Here is a 23,209-nt window from a genome sequence, read left to right as displayed (position 1 = left end):
GACTGCGACAAAAAGCAACATGGCTGATGGACAGGGGCTGGAGCGGGGGTTTGGCGAGGTATTCAGCAGGTTTATTGCCAGACCATAAAAAAAGCCCCGGCAAGCCGGGGCGTTGTTGGGTCAGGCAGGGCTCAACGAATACCCGACTGGCGCAGCGCTGCAGGCTGGAAGTCAGCCTTGCTGGCACTGAAGCCGAAGTCGTAGGCGCGCTTCTCTTCGTTCTTCATGCCCAGGGCCAGATACCGACCCGACTGCAGGTCGTAGATGGTTTCCAGGGTGTACCATGGCACTTCCACGTTGTAGTACGGCTGGGCGTGTGCCTCGGAAACGCGCCACAGCTGGCCACGGCCGTCGTACTGGTCGATCACCGCCGCCTGCCAGGTGTCTTCGTCGATGTAGAAGTCACGCTTGGCGTAGATGTGCCGCTGGCCCGGCTTGAGGGTTGCGACCACGTGCCAGACGCGGCGCAGCTCGTAACGGGTCAGGTCCTGGTTGATGTGCCCGGCCTTGATGATGTCGGTGTACTTCAGCTTGGGGTCATCGAGCTTGAAGGCGTTGGACGCGATATACAGCTCCTTCTTGCCCTCCAGCTTCCAGTCGTAGCGGTCTGGCGCGCCGTTGAACATGTCCAGGTTGTCCGAGGTGCGCAAACCATCGGCAGCGGTGCCCGGGCCGTCATACGACACCTGCGGCGCCTGGCGCACGCGACGCTGGCCGGCGTTGTAGATCCATGCCTTGCGCGGCTCTTTTACCTGGTCGAGGGTTTCGTGCACCAGCAGCACGGTACCGGCCAGGCGCGCCGGTGCAGTCACTTCCTGCTTGAAGTAGAACAGGATGTTGCCCGGGTTGTTCGGGTCGTAGTCCTTCATCTTGTCGCGGAAGACGAACTGGTCGGAGAAGTAGACCGGGTTGAAAGAGCCGTTCTGCTGCGGCGTGGCCTGAGTCACCAGGCGGCTGACGCTGCCACCGCGGTAGCGGGTGATGTGGTTCCAGATCACCTCCAGGCCGCTTTTAGGGATCGGGAACGGCACGGCGGTGCGGAAGTCGTTCAGGCCGTTGCCGCCTTCCACCAGGGTGGCCTTGGTGGCGTTGGCCTTGATGGCGGCGAACACGTCGGCAGGCGCGGTGGAGCCGCGGTGGGTCTTGAATACCGGGATCTTGAAGGTGTCGGGGTAGCGCTTGAGCATCGCCAGCTGGCCTGGCGAGAGCTTGTCCTTGTACTGCTCGGCGTTTTGCGCGGTGATGGTGAACAGCGGTTTTTCACTGCCATACGGGTCGGACAGGAAGCCCTTGCCGTCAACACTGCCCGCAGTCTTGGACAATGGCTCCCACGGGCCGATCGAGCCATCGGCATTGCCGGCCTTTTCCGCGCCCATCGGGGTGAGGGTGCTGCCCAGCTTGGCCGCCTCGTCGGCGGATACCGCAGCCATGACGCTGGTCGCCAGCAGGGACAGGCCCAGTACACCGGCTTGCAGCAGACTTCTGGTCTTGTTCATGTCGTGTCGTCCTGGATCTGAGTGCTTAGAAGTTCACGCCGAAGCTGAGGGCGACAAAGTCGCGGTCATCCACGGTGCTGTACTTGCCGTCGAAGAAGTTGGTGTACGACAGGGTCGCCGTGTAGGTGTTCTGGTATTCGGCATCCAGACCCAGGCTGACAGCCTTGCGGCCTTCCTCGAAGTTGGCGCCCGGGCCAGGCGAATAGCCGGACACGTCGTGCGACCAGGCCACGCTCGGCTTCAGGTTGATACCGGCGAACACGTCGTTGTAGTCCCAGATGACACGCGCGCGGTAACCCCAGGATGTGCTGGTGGTATAGCCGTCGTTCTCGCACTTGCGGTTCAGGTTGGTGGTGGAGGCACCTGCACCGGCACCGGCGATGGTGCTGGCATTGAGTGCCTGGCAGGTGTCTGCACCGCCGGTGGCTGGCAGCGGGCCGGGGCCGAATACCGGATCGCGACCGTAGCGTGTGTCGTGAGCGTTCTCCAGGCCGCCGACGTGGGTGACGCCCACCTCGCCCACCACGGTCATGCGGCTGGCGCCCATCACCTGGTCGAAGAAGTGCGTGAGGGTAGTCTGGAACTGGGTGATTTCCTTGCGGCGATAGCCGTGCAGGTCCTGGCCGGGCGTGCCCGCCAGCAGCGAAGCGTTGGTCAGTGCACCGCCCAGTGGACGAACACCGGCAAACAGGATATCGGTGGTGTTCAACTGCACCGGGGCGTTGGGCCGGTAGCTGACCTCACCGCTCCAGGCCGTGCCGGTTGGCAACGTGGTAGAGAAGCTCAAGCCGTACAGGCGGATGTCTTCGGGGTACTCGACGAAGTACTGCGAGTTGCCCGCCACGATCAGCGGCGCCAGCGCACGCAGCTGTGCCGGCAGGCCGGCGATGCCGGAGAACACCGACGCCGGGGCGCCGGTGGCGCTGAAGATCGGCGCACGGCTGTGATAGTTCATGAAGTACGCGCCAAATTCGGTGTCCAGCGGCTCGAACATGTAGCGCATGGCCACACCGAACTGGCCGCTGTCCCGCGCATCACGGTCGGCGCCACGGCGCACCATCACGCCCTCTTCGTTGATGTTCACGCCCTGGGTGGCGAGGAACTGCTGCGCCGCGGCAGGCACCGCCCGGCTGCTGTTGAGCACGCGCAGGTTGTCGGTACAGCCGTCGGCGATGATGTCTGGCTGGGAGAAGAAGGTGCCGCAGTTGTCGACGACCGTCTGGTCCCATTCGAGCTGGTAGAAGGCTTCGGCCGACAGGTTGTCGGTCAGGCTCTGCGAGATGTAGAACATGTTGACCGGGATCAGGCCTTCCTTGATCTCGGCCCCCGGGCGGCGGAACGCCGACACGTCGATGGGGTTGATCGAGTTGATGCCGCCGCCGATGAAGGTACTTTCACCCCAGCTCACCACCTGCTTGCCGAAGCGCACCGAGCCGGGTTGATCGCCGATGGCGTAGTTGTGGTAGACGAAGGCGTCGAGCAGTTCGGCGCCGGACGACTTGGCGCCCTCCTTGCGGTTGGAGTCGCTGATGTCCTTGAACTCGCGGCTTTCATCCTTGAGTTCGAAGTCGTACCAGTACTTGCCGCGCACGAACACGCCGGTGTCGCCGTACTTCAGCTCCAGGTCATGGATGCCCTTGAAGATCTTGGAAAAGGTCTCGCCTTTCTTGAAGTTCAGGTGGCCATCGTCGGATGTCTGCGACAGGCCCTTGCCGCCGTTGTTCACCCCGATCAGGTTCTTGTTGGGGTTGGCGGTCGACCAACTGGCGCCAATGGAGAGCGACGAGTCGAACTGGCCTTCGATTTCACCGATGTTGAAACTGACAGCGAAAGCAGGACTTGCGAGCGTGGAAGCAAGGCTGACGGCCAGGGGCAGCTTGGCCCGGCGCCAGAACAGGTTTGCAGATTTCATCGACGCTACTCCATGTACTTTTTTTGTTATGGCAGTGAGTCCTTTCAGAAACGGCCCGTGCGACCGGTATGCAGGCTTGCGCCCGCGGCGACATGTGTTGCGCATGCCGCCCTCCCCCTTCCTGAAAATCCCCTGGCCCCGACTATAGCCAGCAAGGCACAGGCGCTTGATCCCTCTAAAGTGTGATTTGCGCTCCGTGCCGCCAACTCGCTGTGATATTGCTGCGATCGCGCGCTGGCAGTGCTCAAGGATGGCGCATTTTTGCCATTTGGCAAGGCGCCGACCGCTCTAGCATGCGGGTCGTATTCTGACGCATACGACCCGCAGGGTGGTTACAGCGTGGAAAGGAACGCGCTGTTGCTGGCCTGCCACTGGACGATGTCCTGGCGGATGCGTTTCTTGTCCAGCTTGCCGACACTGGTCTTGGGAATTTCAGTAACAACGGCGATCTGGCTTGGAATCGCCCATTTGTTGATGTGACCTTGCTCGACAAACGGCTTGAGATGGTCCTTGAGCGACTTGGCGTCGATAGACTGGCCGTCGCGCACCACCAGCAGGGCAAACGGGCGCTCGCCCCACTGCGGGTCGGCCACCCCCACCACCGCCACTTCACGCACCGCCGGGTGACGGCTGACCAGGTCTTCGAGGTCCAGCGAGGAAATCCATTCGCCACCGGTCTTGATCACATCCTTGATGCGATCGCGGATGTCGATGTAGCCCATGCCATCGAGCGTGGCGACATCACCGGTATGCAGCCAGCCGCCCTGCCACAGCTCCTCGCTCTTTTCCGGCTCCTTGAAGTAGCCCATGGTCAGCCAGGGTGCACGCAGCACCAGTTCGCCCTGTGTTTCGCCATCGGCGGGCAGGAAGTTGCCGTCGCCATCGACGATGGCAGCCTCCACCAGCGGCACCGGGACCCCCGCCTTGATGCGGTAAGTGACGCGCTCATCTTCGCTGCCGGCCTGCAATTCGTCGTTCAGGTGCGCGGCGGAGATCAGCGGGCAGGTTTCGGACATGCCATACGCCGCAGTCAGCTGAATGCCGCGCGCCAGGGCAGCCTGGTACAGCGAGCGGTTCAGCGCGCTGCCGCCGATGATGATCTTCCAGCCGGCAAAGTCCTGGCCCTGCGCGTTCGGGCAGTTGAGCAGCATCTGCAGGATGGTCGGCACGCAATGGGAAAAGGTGACTTTTTCTTCCCGCCACAGCTTGACCAGCATGTCCGGCTCGTAGCGCCCCGGGTACACCTGCTTCATGCCGAGCATGGTGGCAGCGTAGGGAATGCCCCAGGCATGCACATGGAACATCGGAGTAATCGGCATGTACACATCGTTGCTGCCCAGCAGGCGCACGCTGTCGATGCTGCCGGTTACCGAGGCTTCGGCCAGGGTGTGCAGCACCAGTTGCCGGTGGGTGAAGTACACGCCCTTGGGGTTGCCGGTCGTGCCTGTGGTGTAGAAGGTGGTGGCCACCGAATTTTCATCGAAATCCGGGAAATCGTAATGCGGGCTGGCGGCAGCCAGCAGTTGCTCGTACTCGCCAACCAGGTTGGGCAGTTCGGCAGTCTTGTCCGCGCCATCGGTCAGCAGCAGGGTCTTGTCAACGGTGGTCAACTGCCCGGCAATGGCCTGATAGAGGCCGACAAAGTCGCTGTTGACCAGCACCACGCGGTCTTCGGCGTGGTTCATGGTGTAGAGGATCTGCTCGGGCGACAGGCGCACGTTGATGGTATGCACCACCGCACCGATCATCGGGATGGCGAACATGCACTCCAGGTAGCGGTGGCTGTCCCAGTCCATCACCGCCACGGTGTCACCGGCCTTTACGCCGGCTTCGGTGAGCACATTGGCCAGCCGCGCGATCCGCTCGTTGAGCTGTGGATAAGTCAGCCGCAACTGGTCGCGATAGACGATTTCGCGGGTCTTCTCGTAGCGGCTGCCGGACATCAGCAGGCGCTTGATCAGCAACGGGTAGGCGTAGGCGCCTTCGGCGGGTTTGATGATGCGGGTCTGCAACATGGGTATCCCTTTTCTGAAAAGCGGGCCGGACAAGTCTGGCAACTACTGTAGTTCGCCAATGTGACGGCTAAATCAGTCGAAGGAATGATTTGCCTGACAAAGGTATGAGCGGGGGGCGTTGACGGGTGACAAGGTTGAGCTAGACACTGCGCCGGCAGCTTCAGGTTATCTGGTGGAGCTGAGGGCCTCTTCGCCGCGAATGGCCATAACCCAATCACCCGTCCTGCCACCGGAGAACTCCATGCCCAGCCCGCGTCGCGCCGTGTTTCTCGATCACCAGTCCCTGGACCTTGGCGACCTCGACCTATCGCCACTGAAGCAGCAGTTCGATGAATTCGAGCTGTTCGACGCCACCCGCCCGGAGCAAGTGGCAGAACGCCTGCAAGGGGCCGTGGCGGTGATCAGCAACAAGGTCATGCTCGACGCTGCTGCACTGGCCGCCAACCCGCAGCTCAAGCTGATTCTGGTGGCCGCCACCGGCACCAACAATGTCGACATGGCGGTGGCGCGGGCCCAGGGCATCACCGTGTGCAACTGCCAGGGCTACGGCACACCGTCGGTAGCCCAGCACACCCTCGCCCTGCTGCTGGCCCTGGCCACCCGGCTGTGCGACTACAACCAGGCGGTAGCCGAGGGCCAGTGGGCCAAGGCCAGCCAGTTCTGCCTGCTGGACTTCCCCATCGTCGAACTGGAAGGCAAAACCCTCGGCCTGCTCGGCCATGGCGAGCTGGGCGGCGCGGTCGCGCGCCTGGCCGAAGCGTTCGGCATGCGCGTGCTCAGCGGGCAGATTCCCGGCCGCCCGGAACGCGCCGACCGCCTGCCGCTGGACGAACTGCTGCCACAAGTCGATGCCCTGACCCTGCACTGCCCGCTGAACGAGCACACCCGGCACATGCTCGGCGCCCGCGAACTGGCCATGCTCAAGCCCGGTGCGCTGGTGGTCAACACCGCCCGTGGCGGCCTGATCGACGAACAGGCGCTGGCCGACGCCCTGCGCGGCGGCCACCTCGGCGGCGCCGCCACCGACGTGCTGAGCGTGGAGCCGCCGGTCAACGGCAATCCGCTGCTCGAAGCCGGTATTCCGCGGCTGATCATCACCCCGCACAGCGCCTGGGGCGCAGTGGAGTCACGCCAGCGCATCGTCGGCCAGCTCAGCGAAAACGTGCAGGCCTTCTTCGCCGGGCAGCCCCGCCGCGTGGTCAGCTGAGCCCGGCGCTCGCCTCTGCTACACTGCGCCACTTTTTCCGGGAGAGGTCGTCCATGGACCCGCGCAGTGAAGTGTTGCTCCGCCAGGCAGAGCTGTTCCAGGGGCCGCTGCTGATCGCCGGCGCCCCCGCCGACGACCTGCTCGGCCAGTTGCCGCAGGCCCAGGCCTGGACCTGGCATGCCGGCGACCAGGCCATGCTCGACAGCCGCTTCGCCGGCCGCAGCCACTATGCGGTGGAGCCGCCTGAAGTCGCGTTCGACAGCGCCGTGCTGTTCCTGCCCAAGTCCCGCGAGCTTGCCGCCTACCTGCTCAATGCCCTGGCCTCGCGCCTGGCGGGCCGGGTGCTGTACCTGGTCGGCGAGAAACGTGGCGGCATCGAAGGCGCGGCCAGGCAGCTGCAGGCCCTTGGCAAGCCACGCAAGCTCGACAGCGCCCGGCACTGCCAGTTGTGGCAGGTGACCATCGACAATGCACCGCAGGCAAAACCGCTGGAAAGCCTGGCCGAACGCTTCGAGCTGGCCCTGGAGGACGGCCCGTTGCAGGTCGTCAGCCTGCCGGGCGTGTTCAGCCATGGCCGCCTCGATCGCGGTACGGCCTTGCTGCTCAAGCACCTGGATGGCCTGCCCAACGGCCATGTGCTGGACTTTGGCTGCGGTGCCGGAATACTGGGCGCCACGGTCAAGCGCCGCTACCCGCAAAGCCGGGTGACCCTGCTGGACGTGGATGCCTTCGCAGTCGCCGCCAGCCGCCTGACCTTGGCCGCCAACGGCCTGGAGGGTGATGTGATCAGCGGTGACGGCATCGATGCGGCACCCACCGACCTCAGCCTGATCCTGAGCAACCCGCCGTTCCACACCGGGGTGCACACCCATTATCAGGCATCGGAAAACTTGCTGAAAAAATCGGCCGTTCATCTGCGAAAAGGTGGCGAAATGCGCCTTGTGGCCAACAGCTTCCTGCGCTACAAACCGTTGATCGAAGGCGCCTTGGGCAACTGCCAGGTACGTGACGAGGCCGACGGCTTCCGCATCTACCGGGCAACATCCGGATAAAAACAGCGCTTGCCGAAAGCGTTTCGGCTAGGCAGAATCCGCACCGTCCTAGGGGAGTAGTCTCCCGCGAGCACCCAGCTCGCCCGGTACGCGTCAACATACTTGGTCCACAGACCATGGCGCGTGCGACCCACCATGCCAGCCTGCATGGAAGATCCGCAAAGACGGATCCAGGGTTTGACAAGACCTATGACACGCACACCTTACCCGGGGCGGGGAGGCTGTACGTGTCATAGCCGTGTCGACCCGCCCCCGTAGGAATCCTGATGCTGGAATCTCTGTTGGTCCCCACCGCTATCGTTGCCCTCGCCGAAATCGGCGACAAGACGCAACTGCTCGCGCTCATTCTTGCCGCCCGCTTTCGCAAGCCCTGGCCGATCATCGCCGGCATCATCGCCGCTACCCTGGCCAACCATGCCGCAGCCGGTGCCGTGGGTGCGTGGGTGGGTGGTTTTTTCAGCGATTCGGCGTTGCACTGGATCCTGGCCGCAAGCTTTACCGCCACAGCGCTGTGGACATTGGTGCCGGACAAGATGGACGACGACGAAAACCCCGCACGCCGCTTCGGGCCGTTCCTGACCACACTGATCGCGTTCTTCCTGGCGGAAATCGGTGACAAGACCCAGGTTGCCACGGTGATGCTGGCCGCGCAGTACCCGCACCTGATCATGGTCATCATCGGTACCACCCTGGGCATGCTGATTGCCAACGTGCCGGTGGTACTGGCGGGTAACTTCGCGGCAGACAAACTGCCGCTGACGCTGATCCGTCGCCTGGCGGCCACGGCGTTCATCGTGCTGGCTATCGTGGCCGTGTACTCGGCGATGAAGGCCAGTGGCTGGATAGGCTGACCAGTAAAGCGGGGGCGCTTTGCGCCCCAATCGCCGGCAAGCCAGCTCCCACCTTGACCGCACCGGCTTCAAGCCATGTGCAGTACCTGTGGGAGCTGGCTTGCCGGCGATCGGGCTGCCAGGCAGCCCCCTCGCGGCCTTACTGCTTGGCCGCCGCCTGATACAGCGGCATCACCTTCGGAATCGCCGCCTGCAGCGAGGCAATGCGGCTTTCGGATGCAGGGTGAGTACTCATGAACTCCGGCGGCGCACCTTCGGAAGCCTTGCTCATCTTGTTCCACAAGGTGATCGCGGCATTGGGGTCGTAACCGGCACGCGCCGACAACTCCAGGCCGATCAGGTCGGCTTCGTTTTCGTTCGACCGGCTGTTGGGCAGGGTCATCGCGTAGTTCACCACGGTATCAGCCATGGCCATGCTGCCCTGGCCGAGGCCAAAGATGGCGCCAGCACCCTGGCGGGCCATTTCCACGCCATAGGCCTTGGACATCGCTTCGCGGCTGTGCTCACGCAGGGCGTGGGCAATCTCGTGGCCCACCACCGCAGCAATCTCGGCGTCGGTGAGCTTGAGCTGGTCGATCAGACCGGTGTAGACGATGATCTTGCCGCCCGGGCCGCAGTTGGCGTTGAGCTCGTCGCTCTTGATCACGTTGACTTCCCAGTTCCATTGCGCGGCATCCGGGCGGAACTTGGGCGCCTGGGCGATCAGCCGGTTGGCGATCACCTGCACCCGCTTGGCATCGGCGCTGGATTTGTCGAGCACACCCTTGCTAGAAGCTTCACCCAGGGTCTGCTGGTACGACTGGGCGTACATCTGGTTGACCTCATCGGTCGACAGCATGCTGAACATGTACTGCTGGCGCTCGACGCCGACAGCACCGCCGCTGGTGGTATTCACCGCCTGGCAGCCCGCTAGCAGGATGCCCGCACTCAACAGGCTGACGACAAAAGACTTACGCATGAAAACACTCCCTTTTTACATGCGCCGTATCCTAGGCCGAGTCGCCTGTGGGCCGCCATAGCCGCAGGGAAGATTTTCGTCGCCTGCACTGGCTTCTTCGCGGGTGAACCCGTCGCCATCAGGCCGGGGTCAGGCACTCCGGCGCATCCAGCTTGGGGTCATTGACGAAGTTGGCCAGGGCCCGCTCGCGCAGCTGTGCCGGCGGGGCGGCCAGCAACTCCTGCAAACGCGCCAACGGCGTACCCGGGTCCAGCCAGGCCGCCTGCCCTGCCTCATCAAGGATCAACGGCCGGCGCTGGCTCATGGCCGCCTGGGTTACTACTGCGCAACTGAGCCACACCTGGTCCTGCACCGGATACGCCTCCCACACGGCGGCGAAGTACAGTGACGCGCCCTCCCCAGGGGTCAGCCAGTAAGGGCGTTTGCGCACCTCGCCACGCCATTCGTAAAAGCCGTTGGCCGGCATCAGGCAGCGGCGCTGGCGAAATGCTTCGCGAAACATTGGCTGCTCGGCCAGGGTTTCGGCGCGGGCATGGGCCGGGGTACGTGACAAGTCGGTGAGCCAGGCCGGGGTCAACCCCCAGCGGGCGCTGGTTAACTGCTGCTGGCCGTCTAACTGGCGCTGGATCAGCACCGAGGCGCCGGGCGAAATGTTCCATTGGGCCGGCTGGCCCACGGGAAAGCCCGGCAGACTGGCGAGAGCCTGGGGCCAGCGAAACAGGGCGTAACGTCCACACATGAGCGAATTCAGAACCTAGCAGATCAAGGTACCGGGAAGACTCTCCGGCTCGTCGCCGGCAAGCGGCTGGGCACCATTGTACGCATCGATCAACTGCCGTGCGTATTCGGCCTGCTCGTCCGGCACGGCAAGCCCGAGCAAACCTTGCAGCGGCAGCTCGCCGACGCCGCCAACCAGGTCACGCCCCGCCAGGTGCACATCGATGCCCTCGCTGGCCAGCATGCCTGCCAGCATTTCGGCTTCCAGCAGGTTTTCCGGTTCGTAGATGCGCCGCATCATTCATTCTCACCGTACACATCCAGCATCCACTCCTCACCATGAACCTGCAGCACGAAGCGAATAGGCTTACAGCACACCTGGCAATCCTCTATGTACTCTTGGTCGCCTGCGGACAGGTCCACCGTGGTCTCGACTTGTTCGCCACAATAAGGGCAATCGTAGTTCGCAGTTTCCAGCATCGCGGCCTCCGGGGTGACTTATGCGTATAATTGCCGGTCTGTTACAGGGCCTGTGTGCGTCCGAGCCGTTTTTCGGAGCCCGCCCCTACCTTATTACCCTAGCCGTTTCCAACAAGAGAGCATGATGGGCGAATTCGATGCCATCCGACCGTACGACGACGCTGAGGTCCCTGCCGTGCTGGCACGCCTGCTCAGCGACCCGGCATTCCTCGATATCCTCACCCACTTCCGTTTTCCGCGTGCGGCCGGTGCGCTCGGCTGGTTGCTCAAACCCCTGATTGCCCGCCGCCTGCGCAAGGAATTCGCCGGTGTAACCTGCGTGTCTACCTTGCAGGACAAAGTCGAGTACTACGTCGACCAGACCATCGATCGCGCCACTGACGGCGTCACCTATTCGGGCGTGGAGCAGCTCAAGGCCGGCACCGCGTACCTGTTCCTGGCCAACCACCGCGACATCGTGATGGACCCGGCTTTCGTCAACTACGCGGTTTACCACGCGGGCTTGCCGACCCCACGCATCGCCATCGGCGACAACCTGCTGCAAAAGCCCTTTGTCAGCGACATGATGCGCCTCAACAAGAGCTTCATCGTGCACCGCTCGATCAGTGGCCGCCGCGAGAAGCTGGCCGCTTACCAGCTGCTGTCGGCCTACATCAACCACTCGATCCGCAACGACGCTGCGTCCATCTGGATCGCCCAGGCCGAAGGCCGGGCCAAGGACGGTGACGACCGCACCGATTCGGCGATCCTCAAGATGTTCCACATGAGCCGCAAGGACGAGCCGTTCGGCGCGGTGATCCAGAGCCTCAACCTGACCCCGGTATCGATCAGCTACGAATACGACCCCTGCGACCAGGCCAAGGCCCGCGAGTTGTACATCCGCGCCACCACCGGCACCTACAAGAAGGCGCCGGGCGAGGACGACAACAGCATTGCCAAGGGCATCACCGGCTACAAGGGCCGGGTGCATATCAACTTCGCAGCGCCAGTGACCGAGTATCACGAAGATACCAAGCAACTGGCGGTCGCCATCGATCGGCAAATCCTCGGTGGCTACCGGTTGTTCCCGGTGCATTACCTGGCTTATGCCATGTGGGAAGGCAAGGATGAGGCACTGCAAGTGCCAAGCGCCGAGCAGAAGTTCCCGGCTGAAGAGCTGGCGCGGGCCAAGGAAGAATGGCAGCGTCGCCTGGATGCCTGCCCGGTAGAGCAGCAGCCTTACCTGGTGCTGCAATATGCCACGCCGGTGCGCAACCAGTATCAGGTCAGGCAGCAGGCGCCGGTAGCCTGACCGATTGCCGGGGCTGCTATGCAGCCCCAGGATGTCAGACCCAGGTACTGAGCCAGGACAACAGCAGCGCCATGGCCAGGCAAGCAAACCCGAGAATGTAGAAATACCTGGGCACCCGCAGGCCAAACGCGTCCACAACCCCTTCTTCCAGCGCCAGGCCCTCGCGGGTCTGCGCCTCGCGCCGCCGTGCGCTGTGCAGCAACAACCCGCCAGGGCACGTGAGCAGCAACGCCAGCAGGTTGATCAGCTTGGTGGGATGGGCGGCCAGGAACCCCCAGAACACTTGCAAGGACATCACGCAACCTCGGTGTAAGCGACGGCAAAGCCCGGCATTCTACCCAAGTCGGCCCCTGGCACCTGGCCTGGGCGACAAAGTGTCATTAAATTTCATCTGTCATCCGCTCGTCATCAGAACAGGCCACCCTGTCGGCCTTCCCATGATCCGGAGCTTGTTCATGCTGCACGCCGAAAACCAGGACCGCCTCTACCTCGTGGCTCAGAGCGATGAACAGCAGGCGCTGATCGATGGTTTTGCCATCAATGTGCAGGACCGTCATTGGCTGGTCTACTGTGCACTGGGCGGGCATGTTCATGAAGACTTGCCGGAAGTGGACGCAGGGACTGGCTACAGCCTGCTGGATTTCCACATAGCAGCAGCCTGAAACCGGCACAAACAACAAAAAACCCGCTGTCTGGCACCCAGGCAGCGGGTTTTCTTTTTACCGCTGATGCCTTACTGGCCCAGCACCTGACCGATGGTCGGGTCCTTGAACAGGCGGGTCAGCGCATCGCTCAGCACATCACTCACCAGCTGGGTGTTGGTGTCCTGGTTCGGCGCCATGCCGAAACGCTGGTCCAGCGAAGCACCGTAACGGCCGTTGTAGCTGCGCCCGCCATTGGTCACGTCGGCACGGAAGGTGGCGCCGATGGTGGCCTCGGTGACGTACAGGTTGTCTTTGGGCGACTGGTATTTCAGCTCGGCCAGGGTCACGGTCAGCTGTGGCGCGTTGCCGGCGTTCGGCGTCGGGGTAAAGCCGAGCAGGCGCACGGCGGCTTCAGCCTGGGCCTGCAGCTTGGGCACGATGTCGTTACCGCTGACGCTGATGGTGCTGGTCTCGGGGTACATGCCACCGCGCGTACCCAGCGACTGCGAAGGCCGGCCATCGACCACCCTGACCACCACCGGCTGGCCATGGCCGACCGGCGCCAGCTGGGCGGTGAGCTTGGGTTGCGGGTTGAGTTGTTGCGGGCTGTGGGCACAACCGACCAGGCTGAGGCTGGCCACGGCGATCAAACCGAACAACAGACGTTGCAACATGCGCGTTTCTCCAGAAAATGCGGCAAAGGCCCACAGTATACCCAGCCACGCATCGACCAGTCATCGGTGCGGCCCGCTTGTCACAATCGTTTCATCGCCGCGCCCTTATCCTTGCGCCAAGCCCTAATGCAAAGGACTCGCCGCCATGGCCTCGCTCTGGACCCTGCTCTTCCAACGCCCGCGCCACAATGCCTATGCTCGCCTCGACAGCGAAGGAAAATGCCTGGCCTTCAAGCAATGCAGCCAAGCGCCAAGCGGCAGCGGCTGGGTCCAGGTCGACGAAATCCAGCTGGCCTGGCTGGGCCGCGAACTGCCCGCCAGCGCCCGGGTTTGCACCCGCGCAAGCCGCCGCTGGCACCAGCGCATCCTCGCGGCCTGACAAACGCTGCAATAAAAACCACGAATGGCGACATTTCTGTCCGCGACATCGCTATAATCTCCCCCCGATTATAAGGACGTCTCCTGATCGGGCCCCGCACCGCCGATTGACCCCGGCAACTTCACCGCTTCGCCCACAGAGAGCCTTCCACTCAGGTCTTGCATCGGCTGTCGTGCCTGCTTTTCCGGCCCTTCACACTGCATGAACCTGCGGGTTGCCATCGCGCAGTCCCTTTTTGAGGTTCACGTCTCCAAAAGAGCGTGAAAAAACGGTTTTCACAACTTCACAAGAGTGTGGCGAGCAAATGAACAGTCTGGCATGTGCAAAAGCGGCAGATGTGTCCCGAACAGCCCTGAACAGGCGGCAAATGCGCTCATCCCGTATGAGTGTCTGAACCGTTCCATAACGCACGCACGACACCTTGACCATAAGTCGAATTGCCGCACCTGTGGCAAACGGCGTTCAATAGCTGAACCCGAAGACTGATTGGCGGTGTCCGCGGAAGTTGCAAGAACTGCGAAAAGTCGGACATGGCGACCCTGGCGAACCCAGGTCCTATGCTGTCAATTAGGTAGCTGTAGATTGTGGAGACGCGTTAAATGGCGCAGAACGAATCGGTTGATGTAGTACTGGTAGGCGCGGGCATCATGAGTGCCACCCTGGCCGTACTGCTCAAGGAGCTTGACCCGACCCTGAAGCTTGAGGTCGTCGAGGCGATGGACTCCGGAGCCGCGGAAAGCTCCAACCCCTGGAACAACGCAGGCACCGGCCACGCCGGCCTGTGCGAGCTTAACTACACGCCACAGGCCGCCGATGGCAGCATCGACATCAAAAAGGCCGTGCACATCAACACCCAGTTCGAGGTGTCGCGCCAGTTCTGGGCCTACCTGAGCAAGAAGGGCAACTTCGGCCCGGCGCGTGCCTTCATCAACCCTGTCCCGCACCTGAGCTACGTCGAAGGTGACAAGGGTGTTTCCTTCCTCAAGAAGCGCTTCGAGCTGCTCAAGCAGCACCATGCCTTCGCCGACATGGAATACACCGAAGACAAGGCCGTGATGAGCGACTGGATGCCGCTGATGATGCCGGGCCGCCCGGCCGACCAGCACATCGCCGCAACCCGCGTGCTCAAGGGTACCGACGTCAACTTCGGCGCCCTGACCAACAAGCTGCTCAAGCTGTTGGGCGACGCGCCGGACGCGCAGGTCAAGTACAGCAAGAAAGTCGTTGGCCTGCGCCGTAACGGCAGCGGCTGGACCGTGAGCATCAAGGACGTCAACAGCGGCGGTAGCCGCGAAGTCGACGCCCGCTTCGTCTTCCTCGGCGCAGGCGGCGCTGCCCTGCCGCTGCTGCAGGCGTCCGGCATCCCGGAAAGCAAAGGCTTCGGCGGCTTCCCGGTCAGCGGCCAGTGGCTGCGTTGCGACAACCCGGAAATCGTCAAGCAGCACCAGGCCAAGGTCTACAGCCAGGCCGCAGTCGGCGCCCCGCCGATGTCGGTGCCGCACCTGGACACTCGCGTGGTCGACGGCAAGACATCCCTGCTGTTCGGGCCATACGCCGGCTTCACCACCAAGTTCCTCAAGCACGGTTCGCTGATGGACCTGCCGCTGTCGGTGCGCATGGGCAACATCGGCCCGATGCTGGCCGTGGCCCGCGACAATATGGACCTGACCAAGTACCTGGTCAGCGAAGTGATGCAGTCGATGGAGCAGCGCCTGGAGTCCCTGCGTCGCTTCTACCCGCAGGCCAAAGCCGAGGACTGGCGCCTGGAAGTGGCCGGTCAGCGCGTGCAGATCATCAAGAAAGACCCGAAAAAAGGCGGCGTGCTGCAGTTTGGTACCGAGCTGGTTTCGGCCCAGGACGGCAGCCTGGCCGCACTGCTCGGCGCATCGCCAGGTGCTTCGGTCACCGTGTCGATCATGCTGGAACTGATCGAGCGCTGCTTCCCCGAGCAGGCCAAAGGTGCCTGGGCTGCCAAGCTCAAGGAAATCTTCCCGGCCCGCGAGAAGACCCTGGCAACCGACGCAGCCCTGTACCGGAAGATCAGTGCCGACAACGATGTGGCGCTGAACCTCGAAGAAAGCAGCCCGGCGGCCAAGCATTACGCCTGAGCCTGCCAGTAACGAAAAAACGCCCCTCGGGGCGTTTTTTTGTGCCTGATTCTTCATCAACCTGTGCCCGCGAAGAGGCCGGTACAGGTTTACAAATCAGCCCCGGGCGTTATCGATGATCTCGATGTACTCCGGCGCAGTGCGCTGGTCGGCGATCAGCTCGACGAAGGTCTTGCCGTGCTCGTCCTTGCCATCCAGGTCCAGCCCCGCTTCGACGAAGAAGCCGACAAAGCGCTCGAAATCGTCGACGCGCAGTCCGCGGTAGGCCTTGACCAGCTTGTGCAGCGACGGCGAGGTCACGCCATCGGCCGGTTCGAACTGAAGGAACGACTTGATGTAGTCGTCGCTGATTTCGTCGCCGATTACCTGTTTCTTGTCTTTACGCATTGCCGACTCCAACTGGGCCATCACGGAATTTCGAAGGCCGGCAGTTTACCCCCCGCAGGCGGCGCGCCTCAACGCGTACGTACGGTACCGGTGTGCAGGTCGGCCCAGATGTGGCCGTTGGCGTAGGTGAGAAACTGCACATACAGCGTCTCGTTGCGCAGCAGGTCCATGATCACCCGGTAATCGCTGAGCGGGTAGTTCAGGCTCAGGGTGCGGGTCTTGTCGTCGTACACGGGCTTCTTCAGGCTCTTGGCGGCCTCACCGTCGAAGGTCAGCAGCACCTGGGCGATGGTCGCGCCCTTGCTCAGTGGCTTGCCCTTCAGGCGTACCTGCAGCGACGAGGTGATCGGGATAGGTTGCTGGTCGGACTGGCGCTGGGCGCCCACCACAACGGAGTAGTCGGTGACTTGCAGCAGTTGCTGGCCGGTCGGCGCTTCCTGGCGCAGGGACTGGTCGTCAGGTGGCAGGAACTGGCTGTGCAACGGTGCGGCGGCGAGTGGCAGGCTGAACGCCAGCAGGAAGGGAAGAATCGCACGCATGTGAGGCTCCTTGAATGAAGGAGCACTCTAGCATGCCGGGTCTGGCCGTACCGGCGCTATCAATCGAACTGCGCGCGCATCCAGGCCTGGTACTCGGCCACGCCGGCCTCACCTTCACGCGGCGCCCAGTGCGCATGCTCGCCCTCACCTACAGGGCGGTACGGCCCGGCCTTGCACTCGAACAGGATGCTGTCCGGCTCCAGCACCACCAGGCCATGGTAGGTACCGGGCGCCAGGTCCACGCCCAGGCAGTCACCGCCCGCCTGCAGCACCCGCTTGCCGGTGACCGCGCCCTGCTCATCGAAAATCAGCAACCCCAGCCGCCCCTTGAGCACGATCAGGGCCTCGGCCTTGTCGTCGCTCAAGTGGCGATGCGGGGGAATGTAGGTGCTCGTCTGCAGCCCGACGGCCATGCGGTGGCAAGGCTCTTCCATCGCATGGAAGTTATGGTGCTGGCGCCCACGCGGGTTGGCAGCAGCCTTTTCGGCCAGCCCGGCGAACAGCGATTGGTCGATGAACGCAGGCTGGCGCATGCTCACAGCCCCTTGACGGCGAAGATGCCGTTGGCGTTGCGCCAGTAGCCTTTGTAGTCCATGCCGTAGCCGAAGATGTAGCGGTCGATGCAGGGCAGGCCCACGTAATTGGCCTTCAGGTCCGGGCTGGCCTTGCGGTCGTGGTCCTTGTCGATCAGCACAGCAGTGTGCACCGAGCGCGCGCCGGCATGCTTGCAGAACTCGATGATGGCGCTGAGGGTGTGGCCTTCGTCGAGAATGTCGTCAACGATCAGCACATCACGGTCGATGAACGACACTTCCGGCTTGGCCTTCCAGAACAGCTCACCGCCACTGGTCTGGTTGCGGTAGCGGGTGGCGTGCAGATACGAGGCTTCCAGCGGGAACTGCAGGTGGGTCAGCAGTTTGCCCGCGAAGATCAGGCCACCGTTCATCACGCAGAACACCACCGGGTTCTTGTCGTGCAGGTCTTTGCAGATCTGCTCGCCGACTTTGGCGATGGCCGCTTCGACTTCGGCTTCGGTGTACAGGCAGTCAGCTTCACGCATGACTTGACGGATATGCTCGAGATCAGCGGACATGGCGCGCTCCGGGGGGCATTTTGGAAAAGCGGGCAAAGGTACGCATCCGCTCGTCACAGATCAAGCCTTTATGGACTAACGTGCAGAATGACCAGACGACAGCACAGGCTGAATAGATTAATCTAGCGCGGTTTTTTTGCCCGCCTTTCGGAGCCCCCCTATGCCCACTCGTGAGATCCGCCATCCGCTGATCCGCCACAAGCTCGGCCTGATGCGCCGTGCCGACATCAGCACCAAGAATTTTCGCGAACTCGCCCAGGAAGTCGGCGCGCTCCTGACTTACGAAGCCACCCAGGACCTGCCGCTCGAAACCTACGAGATCGACGGCTGGTGTGGCAAGGTGCAAGTGGAAAAAATCGCCGGCAAGAAGATCACTGTAGTACCGATCCTGCGCGCCGGCATCGGCATGCTCGACGGTGTGCTCAGCCTGATCCCGGGCGCCAAGGTCAGCGCCGTCGGCGTCGCCCGCAATGAAGAAACCCTCGAAGCCCACACCTACCTGGAAAAGCTCGCGCCGGACATCAACCAGCGCCTGGCGCTGATCATCGACCCGATGCTGGCCACCGGTGCTTCGATGGTCGCCACCATCGACCTGCTGAAAAAAGCGGGCTGCAAGGAAATCCGCGCCATGGTGCTGGTGGCCGCGCCCGAAGGCATCGAAGCGGTGGAAAAAGCCCACCCGGACGTGCAGATCTACACCGCCTCGATCGACCAGCGCCTGAACGAACACGGCTATATCGTGCCTGGCCTGGGCGATGCCGGTGACAAGATCTTCGGCACCAAGCAAAAGGACGCCTGACCATGCAGGACGGCTTCAACGACCCGCTCTGGCGCCAGGTCGTTTCGGGCGCGCAGATGCTCTTCGTGGCATTCGGCGCGCTGGTGCTGATGCCACTGATCACCGGCCTCGACCCGAACGTCGCGCTGTTCACCGCCGGCATCGGCACGCTGCTGTTCCAGCTGGTCACCGGCCGTCAGGTACCGGTATTCCTGGCTTCGAGCTTTGCCTTCATTACCCCGATCATCCTCGCCAAGGGCCAGTTCGGCCTGGCCGAGACCATGGGCGGCGTGATGGCAGCAGGCTTCGTGTACACCTTCATGGGCATGATGGTGAAAATCAAAGGCACCGGTTTCATCGACCGCATGCTGCCGCCGGTGGTGATTGGCCCGGTGATCATCTCCATCGGCCTGGCCATGGCACCGATCGCCGCCAACATGGCCATGGGCAAAGGCGGTGACGGCGCTGCGCTGATGCCCTACCAGACCGCGATGCTGATCTCCATGCCCGCGCTGCTCACCACCCTTATCGTGGCGGTATTCGGCAAGGGCATCTTCCGCCTGGTGCCGATTATCTCCGGGGTATTGGTGGGCTTTGCCCTGGCATTCGCGTTCGGCGTGGTCGACACCGCCAAGATCGCCGCCGCACCGTGGCTGGAGATCCCCAACTTCACCGCACCGGCATTCAACTGGCAGGCCATCCTGTTCATCGTCCCAGTGGCCCTTGCACCGGCCATCGAGCATATCGGCGGGGTTATCGCGGTCGGTAGTGTGACCGGCCGTGACTACCTGAAAAAGCCCGGCCTGCACCGCACCCTGCTGGGTGACGGCCTGGCCACCACGGCAGCCGGCCTGTTCGGCGGCCCGCCCAACACCACCTACGCCGAAGTGACTGGCGCGGTGATGCTGACCAAGAACTACAACCCGAAGATCATGACCTGGGCGGCGTTCTTTGCCATCACCCTGGCCTTCATCGGCAAGTTCGGCGCGCTGCTGCAGAGCATTCCGGTGCCCGTGATGGGCGGCATCCTGTGCCTGTTGTTCGGCTCGATCGCGGCGGTGGGCATGAACACCATGATCCGCCACAAGATCGACCTGGCCGAAGCGCGCAACCTGGTGATCGTATCGGTAACCCTGGTATTCGGTATCGGCGGCGTACTGATCGGCAGCGGTGACGGCCCGGATGACTGGGGCCTGAAAGGCATCGCCCTGTGTGCCATCGTGGCCATCGCCCTGAACCTGATCTTGCCGGGCAATGATGGCTGGAAGCACAAGAAGCTGGATGATCAACAGCCTTGATCCCGCTTCAGGCTGATCTGGCCCTATCGCCGGCAAGCCAGCCCCCACAGGTACCCCACAGTTTTCAAGAACTGTGAGCACCTTGTGGGAGCTGGCTTGCCGGCGATAGGGCCGGTACAGGCAACCTGTAAATCAGGCCTTTTCGCACATATCAGCCAACACCCTCACCCATTCCGGGTGATCGTTCAGGCACGGCACCAGCACCAGCTCCCGCCCGCCGGCCTCGATAAATTGCTCGCTGCCGCGCATACCAATTTCTTCCAGCGTTTCGATGCAGTCCGCGACGAACGCCGGGCACATCACCAGCAGCTTCTTCACCCCTGCCCTGGCCAGCTCGTCCAGCCGCGCCTCGGTGTAGGGCTCGATCCATTTGGCCCGCCCCAGGCGCGACTGGAACGACACCGACCACTTGCCATCGGGTATGCCCATTTTCTGCGCAAAGGCCTTGGCCGTGGCCAGGCACTGCCCGCGGTAGCACACCGCGCGCATCTCGGCGCTGGCGTCCTTGCAGCAATCGGCTGCCTGGAAGTCATGCTTGCCAGTGGGATCCAGCTTCTTCAGGTGGCGCTCCGGCAAACCGTGGAAGCTCAACAGCAGATGATCGTAATCCTGCTCCAGGTACGGCCTGGCGCTGGCAACCAGTGCCTCGATGTAATCCGGGTGCTCATAAAACGGCTGTAGCACGCGCATCTGCAGCGGCAATTGGCGCTGGCTGATCGTCTGTTTTGCCAGCTCGACCACAGTGGTCACCGTACTGTCGGCGAACTGTGGATAAAGTGGCGCCAACGTCACCTTGCGCACACCTTGGGCTGCCAGGCGCTCCAGCACGTCGGGCAAGGCCGGCTGGCCGTAGCGCATGGCAATTTCCACCGGGCCATGGGGCCAGTGCGCCACCATCGCCGCCTGCAGGCGACGGGTCAGCTCAACCAGTGGCGAGCCCTCCTCCCACCAGATCGAGGCGTAGGCGTGCGCCGACTGCTCCGGGCGCTTGACCAGGATCAGCGACACCAGCAGGCGTCGCACCGGCCACGGCAAGTCGATCACATACGGGTCCATGAGGAACTGGTTGAGATAGCGGCGCACATCGGCCACCGAAGTGGAAGCCGGGGAACCCAGGTTGACCAGAAGCAAGGCGTGATCGGTCATGCAGCGTCCTATGTCAGAGGCGGCTGGACAAGTTGTCCAGGGCCGATTGCAGATCGTTGAAGCGGAAGGTGAAACCTGCGCCCAGCAAACGGGCCGGGCGCGCCCGCTGGCCGCCGAGCAGCAGGATGGACAGCTCGCCCAGGCCGGCCTTGAGCAACAGTGCCGGTACCGGCAGCAGTGCCGGACGGTGCAGGGTACGGCCCAGGCGCTTGGCGAACTCGCGGTTGCGTACCGGCTCCGGAGCGCAGGCATTATAAGGACCGCTGGCATCCTTGTGCTGCAAGAGAAAATCGATCAGGGCCACCTGGTCGTCGATATGAACCCAGGGCATCCACTGCCGCCCGTCCCCCAACGGCCCGCCCAGCCCCAGCTTGAAGGGCAGGCGCAGGCGCGACAAAAAGCCGCCATCGCTGGCCAGTACCAGCCCGGTACGCACCAGTACCACGCGAATGCCCTGGGCTTGGGAACGCTGGGCCGTTTCTTCCCAAGCGATGCACAGCTGACTGGCGAAGTCTTCACGCACCGGCGATGAGGCCTCGGTAAGCTCGCGCTCGCCGCCGTCACCGTACCAGCCCACCGCCGAACCGGAAATCAGCACTTCCGGGCGCTGCTCCCGGGTGCCCAGCCAAGCCTGCAACTGCTCGGTGAGGGTGATGCGGCTGGCCCACAGCAGGTTGCGCCGCGCAGCTGTCCAGTGCCGGTCGGCAATGGGTGCACCGGCCAGGTTGACCACTGCATCCAGGTGGTCGTCCGCCTCCAGCTGCTCCAGGCGGGCAATACCACGTACGCCAGTGCCGCAGATTTTCGCTACCTGCTCCGGACGCCGGCTCCACACCGTCAGGCGATGGCCCTGGCCGAGCCAGTACTGACAAAGGTGCTTGCCGATCAATCCAGTGCCGCCTGTCAGCAATATATGCATGGCTGTGTCCTCGCAGAATGCAGCGGTGGTCTATTTTTAACATCAAGGCACTTTTTTGACCCGACGCTCTCGGATAAACATAGGCCAACCTGCCCGCCAAGCGGAATAACCTTATACAAAAGTTGTGCATTGTACAGGTTTGCCTGACAGCGTAGTCTGCTCACAGCAAGGTTTGAAGAGGCCATCATGACAGTACCTATTGCCATCATCGGAGCCGGTATCGCCGGCTTGTCAGCTGCCCAGGCCTTGCAAAAGGCCGGGCAATCCGTGCACTTGTTCGACAAAGGCCACGGCAGTGGCGGGCGCATGGCCAGCAAGCGCAGCGAAGCCGGCGCCCTCGACCTCGGCGCCCAGTACTTCACCGCCCGTGACCGGCGCTTTGTCGAGCAGGTGCAGCAATGGGTTGCAGCTGGCTGGGCCGAACAGTGGAAGCCGCAGCTGTACAACTACCACAACGGCATACTCAGCCCCTCCCCCGACGAACAGACGCGCTGGGTAGGCGTGCCCCGCATGAGCGCGATTACCCGCGGCCTGCTCAAGGACGTCACGGTCAACTTCGGCTGCCGCATCGCCGAGGTATTCCGCGGCAAGCAGTACTGGCACCTGCAGGACACCGAAGGCTGCAGCCACGGCCCCTACAGCCGCGTGGTGATCGCGGTACCGGCGCCGCAGGCCACGCCACTGCTGGCGGCTACCCCGAAACTGGCCGCCGTGGCCGCCGGGGTACAAATGGAGCCTACCTGGGCCGTTGCGCTGGGCTTCCAGGCTACGCTGGACACGCCGATGCAAGGTTGCTTCGTACAGGACAGCCCGCTCGACTGGCTGGCCCGCAACCGCAGCAAACCGGGGCGTGACGAGCAGCTCGATACCTGGGTGCTGCATGCCACGTCGGACTGGAGCCGCCAGCACATCGACCTGGCCAAGGAAGAGGTGATCGAGCAGCTGTGGGGCGAATTCGCCGAACTGGTCGGCTGCGTAGTACCGGCCCCCACCTTCGCCCTGGCCCATCGCTGGCTGTACGCCCGCCCTACCAGCAACCATGAATGGGGCGCGCTGGCCGACGCCGACCAGGGCCTGTACGCCTGTGGCGACTGGTGCCTGTCGGGGCGTGTCGAAGGCGCCTGGCTCAGCGGCCAGGAAGCGGCGCGCCGACTGCTCGAACACCTCGAGTGACAGTGCCAGGCAAAAAACTGGTTTGCATAACGTCAGGGCTGTGCTGGAATAAACCTGTACAAAGCTTTACCCATGTACAGGTTTACTGGAGG

General features: G+C 63.1%; 25 protein-coding genes and 1 riboswitch. Of the genes, 10 read left to right on the top strand and 15 right to left on the bottom strand.

Annotated features, from left to right (window positions below):
* Nucleotides 1-131: 131 nt before the first annotated feature.
* The 3 genes from AC5O5R_RS03770 to AC5O5R_RS03760 form a co-directional block, all read right to left on the bottom strand.
* Nucleotides 132-1,496, bottom strand: a complete 1,365-nt coding sequence (locus tag AC5O5R_RS03770) for a DUF1329 domain-containing protein (protein ID WP_172219988.1) — start codon at nucleotides 1,494-1,496, stop codon at nucleotides 132-134.
* 25 nt (nucleotides 1,497-1,521) lie between these two features.
* A complete protein-coding gene (locus tag AC5O5R_RS03765; protein ID WP_172219986.1) occupies nucleotides 1,522-3,408 on the bottom strand; it encodes a DUF1302 domain-containing protein in 1,887 nt (628 codons plus the stop codon).
* A gap of 332 nt (nucleotides 3,409-3,740) precedes the next feature.
* Nucleotides 3,741-5,423, bottom strand: a complete 1,683-nt coding sequence (locus tag AC5O5R_RS03760) for a fatty acid--CoA ligase (protein ID WP_172219983.1) — start codon at nucleotides 5,421-5,423, stop codon at nucleotides 3,741-3,743.
* Between the two features lie 241 nt (nucleotides 5,424-5,664).
* Here AC5O5R_RS03760 and AC5O5R_RS03755 point away from each other — a divergent pair, with 241 nt between their 5' ends.
* The 3 genes from AC5O5R_RS03755 to AC5O5R_RS03745 all read left to right on the top strand — a co-directional run bounded on the left by AC5O5R_RS03755 (nucleotide 5,665) and on the right by AC5O5R_RS03745 (nucleotide 8,533).
* Nucleotides 5,665-6,630: a 2-hydroxyacid dehydrogenase gene (locus AC5O5R_RS03755; RefSeq protein ID WP_172219979.1), complete on the top strand. Its 966-nt coding sequence runs from the start codon at nucleotides 5,665-5,667 to the stop codon at nucleotides 6,628-6,630.
* A 53-nt stretch (nucleotides 6,631-6,683) separates the two neighbouring features.
* Nucleotides 6,684-7,682 (top strand): methyltransferase, encoded by a 999-nt coding sequence (locus tag AC5O5R_RS03750; RefSeq protein WP_494512091.1) that lies wholly within the window; start codon nucleotides 6,684-6,686, stop codon nucleotides 7,680-7,682.
* Between the two features lie 39 nt (nucleotides 7,683-7,721).
* A riboswitch (yybP-ykoY riboswitch) is annotated at nucleotides 7,722-7,861 on the top strand.
* Between the two features lie 90 nt (nucleotides 7,862-7,951).
* Nucleotides 7,952-8,533: a TMEM165/GDT1 family protein gene (locus tag AC5O5R_RS03745; RefSeq protein WP_172220033.1), complete on the top strand. Its 582-nt coding sequence runs from the start codon at nucleotides 7,952-7,954 to the stop codon at nucleotides 8,531-8,533.
* Nucleotides 8,534-8,672: 139 nt separating this feature from the next.
* Here the strand turns inward: AC5O5R_RS03745 and AC5O5R_RS03740 are convergent, their stop codons facing one another.
* The 4 genes from AC5O5R_RS03740 to AC5O5R_RS03725 all read right to left on the bottom strand — a co-directional run bounded on the left by AC5O5R_RS03740 (nucleotide 8,673) and on the right by AC5O5R_RS03725 (nucleotide 10,688).
* Nucleotides 8,673-9,491 (bottom strand): M48 family metallopeptidase, encoded by an 819-nt coding sequence (locus AC5O5R_RS03740; RefSeq protein ID WP_172219970.1) that lies wholly within the window; start codon nucleotides 9,489-9,491, stop codon nucleotides 8,673-8,675.
* Between the two features lie 118 nt (nucleotides 9,492-9,609).
* Nucleotides 9,610-10,230, bottom strand: a complete 621-nt coding sequence (locus AC5O5R_RS03735) for an SOS response-associated peptidase (RefSeq protein ID WP_172219967.1) — start codon at nucleotides 10,228-10,230, stop codon at nucleotides 9,610-9,612.
* Between the two features lie 15 nt (nucleotides 10,231-10,245).
* Complete coding sequence (locus AC5O5R_RS03730) at nucleotides 10,246-10,506, bottom strand: putative signal transducing protein (protein WP_172220030.1); 261 nt, start codon at nucleotides 10,504-10,506, stop codon at nucleotides 10,246-10,248.
* Nucleotides 10,506-10,688 carry a CPXCG motif-containing cysteine-rich protein gene (locus AC5O5R_RS03725; RefSeq protein WP_172219964.1) on the bottom strand — a complete coding sequence of 61 codons (183 nt, stop codon included), beginning with the start codon at nucleotides 10,686-10,688 and terminating at the stop codon, nucleotides 10,506-10,508. The genes AC5O5R_RS03730 and AC5O5R_RS03725 overlap by 1 nt, the downstream gene beginning before the upstream one ends.
* 124 nt (nucleotides 10,689-10,812) lie before the next feature.
* On the opposite strand from AC5O5R_RS03725, the gene AC5O5R_RS03720 reads away from it, so the two are divergent.
* Nucleotides 10,813-11,979, top strand: a complete 1,167-nt coding sequence (locus AC5O5R_RS03720) for a 1-acyl-sn-glycerol-3-phosphate acyltransferase (RefSeq protein ID WP_172219961.1) — start codon at nucleotides 10,813-10,815, stop codon at nucleotides 11,977-11,979.
* A 34-nt stretch (nucleotides 11,980-12,013) separates the two neighbouring features.
* Here AC5O5R_RS03720 and AC5O5R_RS03715 read toward each other — a convergent pair whose 3' ends face one another.
* Nucleotides 12,014-12,274 carry a hypothetical protein gene (locus AC5O5R_RS03715; protein WP_172219958.1) on the bottom strand — a complete coding sequence of 87 codons (261 nt, stop codon included), beginning with the start codon at nucleotides 12,272-12,274 and terminating at the stop codon, nucleotides 12,014-12,016.
* Between the two features lie 160 nt (nucleotides 12,275-12,434).
* On the opposite strand from AC5O5R_RS03715, the gene AC5O5R_RS03710 reads away from it, so the two are divergent.
* Nucleotides 12,435-12,641, top strand: a complete 207-nt coding sequence (locus tag AC5O5R_RS03710; RefSeq protein ID WP_172219955.1) for a hypothetical protein — start codon at nucleotides 12,435-12,437, stop codon at nucleotides 12,639-12,641.
* A 71-nt stretch (nucleotides 12,642-12,712) separates the two neighbouring features.
* Here the strand turns inward: AC5O5R_RS03710 and AC5O5R_RS03705 are convergent, their stop codons facing one another.
* Complete coding sequence (locus tag AC5O5R_RS03705) at nucleotides 12,713-13,297, bottom strand: YajG family lipoprotein (protein WP_172219952.1); 585 nt, start codon at nucleotides 13,295-13,297, stop codon at nucleotides 12,713-12,715.
* Between the two features lie 145 nt (nucleotides 13,298-13,442).
* Between AC5O5R_RS03705 and AC5O5R_RS03700 the strand changes: the two genes are divergently transcribed.
* Together AC5O5R_RS03700 and mqo are read left to right on the top strand one after the other, a co-directional pair.
* Nucleotides 13,443-13,676, top strand: coding sequence for a hypothetical protein (locus AC5O5R_RS03700; RefSeq protein WP_172219949.1), 234 nt, complete (start codon nucleotides 13,443-13,445; stop codon nucleotides 13,674-13,676).
* Nucleotides 13,677-14,275: 599 nt separating this feature from the next.
* Nucleotides 14,276-15,784, top strand: a complete 1,509-nt coding sequence (gene mqo / locus AC5O5R_RS03695; protein ID WP_172219946.1) for a malate dehydrogenase (quinone) — start codon at nucleotides 14,276-14,278, stop codon at nucleotides 15,782-15,784.
* A 96-nt stretch (nucleotides 15,785-15,880) separates the two neighbouring features.
* Here the strand turns inward: mqo and AC5O5R_RS03690 are convergent, their stop codons facing one another.
* From AC5O5R_RS03690 to AC5O5R_RS03675, 4 genes are all read right to left on the bottom strand, one after another.
* A complete protein-coding gene (locus AC5O5R_RS03690) occupies nucleotides 15,881-16,171 on the bottom strand; it encodes a PA4642 family protein (protein ID WP_172219943.1) in 291 nt (96 codons plus the stop codon).
* Between the two features lie 68 nt (nucleotides 16,172-16,239).
* Nucleotides 16,240-16,710 carry a hypothetical protein gene (locus AC5O5R_RS03685; protein ID WP_172219940.1) on the bottom strand — a complete coding sequence of 157 codons (471 nt, stop codon included), beginning with the start codon at nucleotides 16,708-16,710 and terminating at the stop codon, nucleotides 16,240-16,242.
* Between the two features lie 59 nt (nucleotides 16,711-16,769).
* The gene (locus AC5O5R_RS03680; RefSeq protein ID WP_494512088.1) at nucleotides 16,770-17,243 is read right to left on the bottom strand and encodes a WbuC family cupin fold metalloprotein; all 474 of its coding nucleotides are present in this window, start codon (nucleotides 17,241-17,243) and stop codon (nucleotides 16,770-16,772) included.
* Nucleotides 17,244-17,245: 2 nt separating this feature from the next.
* A complete protein-coding gene (locus AC5O5R_RS03675; RefSeq protein ID WP_172219934.1) occupies nucleotides 17,246-17,803 on the bottom strand; it encodes a hypoxanthine-guanine phosphoribosyltransferase in 558 nt (185 codons plus the stop codon).
* Between the two features lie 160 nt (nucleotides 17,804-17,963).
* On the opposite strand from AC5O5R_RS03675, the gene upp reads away from it, so the two are divergent.
* Nucleotides 17,964-18,602, top strand: coding sequence for a uracil phosphoribosyltransferase (upp, locus tag AC5O5R_RS03670; protein WP_172286338.1), 639 nt, complete (start codon nucleotides 17,964-17,966; stop codon nucleotides 18,600-18,602).
* A gap of 2 nt (nucleotides 18,603-18,604) precedes the next feature.
* On the top strand, nucleotides 18,605-19,879 hold the full coding sequence (locus AC5O5R_RS03665; protein WP_172229005.1) for a uracil-xanthine permease family protein: 1,275 nt from the start codon (nucleotides 18,605-18,607) through the stop codon (nucleotides 19,877-19,879).
* Between the two features lie 132 nt (nucleotides 19,880-20,011).
* Here AC5O5R_RS03665 and hemH read toward each other — a convergent pair whose 3' ends face one another.
* Both hemH and AC5O5R_RS03655 read right to left on the bottom strand, forming a co-directional pair.
* Nucleotides 20,012-21,025: a ferrochelatase gene (gene hemH / locus AC5O5R_RS03660; RefSeq protein WP_494514967.1), complete on the bottom strand. Its 1,014-nt coding sequence runs from the start codon at nucleotides 21,023-21,025 to the stop codon at nucleotides 20,012-20,014.
* A 13-nt stretch (nucleotides 21,026-21,038) separates the two neighbouring features.
* Nucleotides 21,039-21,944, bottom strand: coding sequence for a TIGR01777 family oxidoreductase (locus AC5O5R_RS03655; RefSeq protein WP_172286337.1), 906 nt, complete (start codon nucleotides 21,942-21,944; stop codon nucleotides 21,039-21,041).
* Between the two features lie 186 nt (nucleotides 21,945-22,130).
* Between AC5O5R_RS03655 and AC5O5R_RS03650 the strand changes: the two genes are divergently transcribed.
* Nucleotides 22,131-23,117: an NAD(P)/FAD-dependent oxidoreductase gene (locus tag AC5O5R_RS03650; RefSeq protein ID WP_172286336.1), complete on the top strand. Its 987-nt coding sequence runs from the start codon at nucleotides 22,131-22,133 to the stop codon at nucleotides 23,115-23,117.
* Nucleotides 23,118-23,209: the final 92 nt, after the last annotated feature.

Source organism: Pseudomonas sp. 8_5_2, from assembly GCF_059295255.1.
This window is presented reverse-complemented; position numbering and strand designations above follow the sequence as displayed.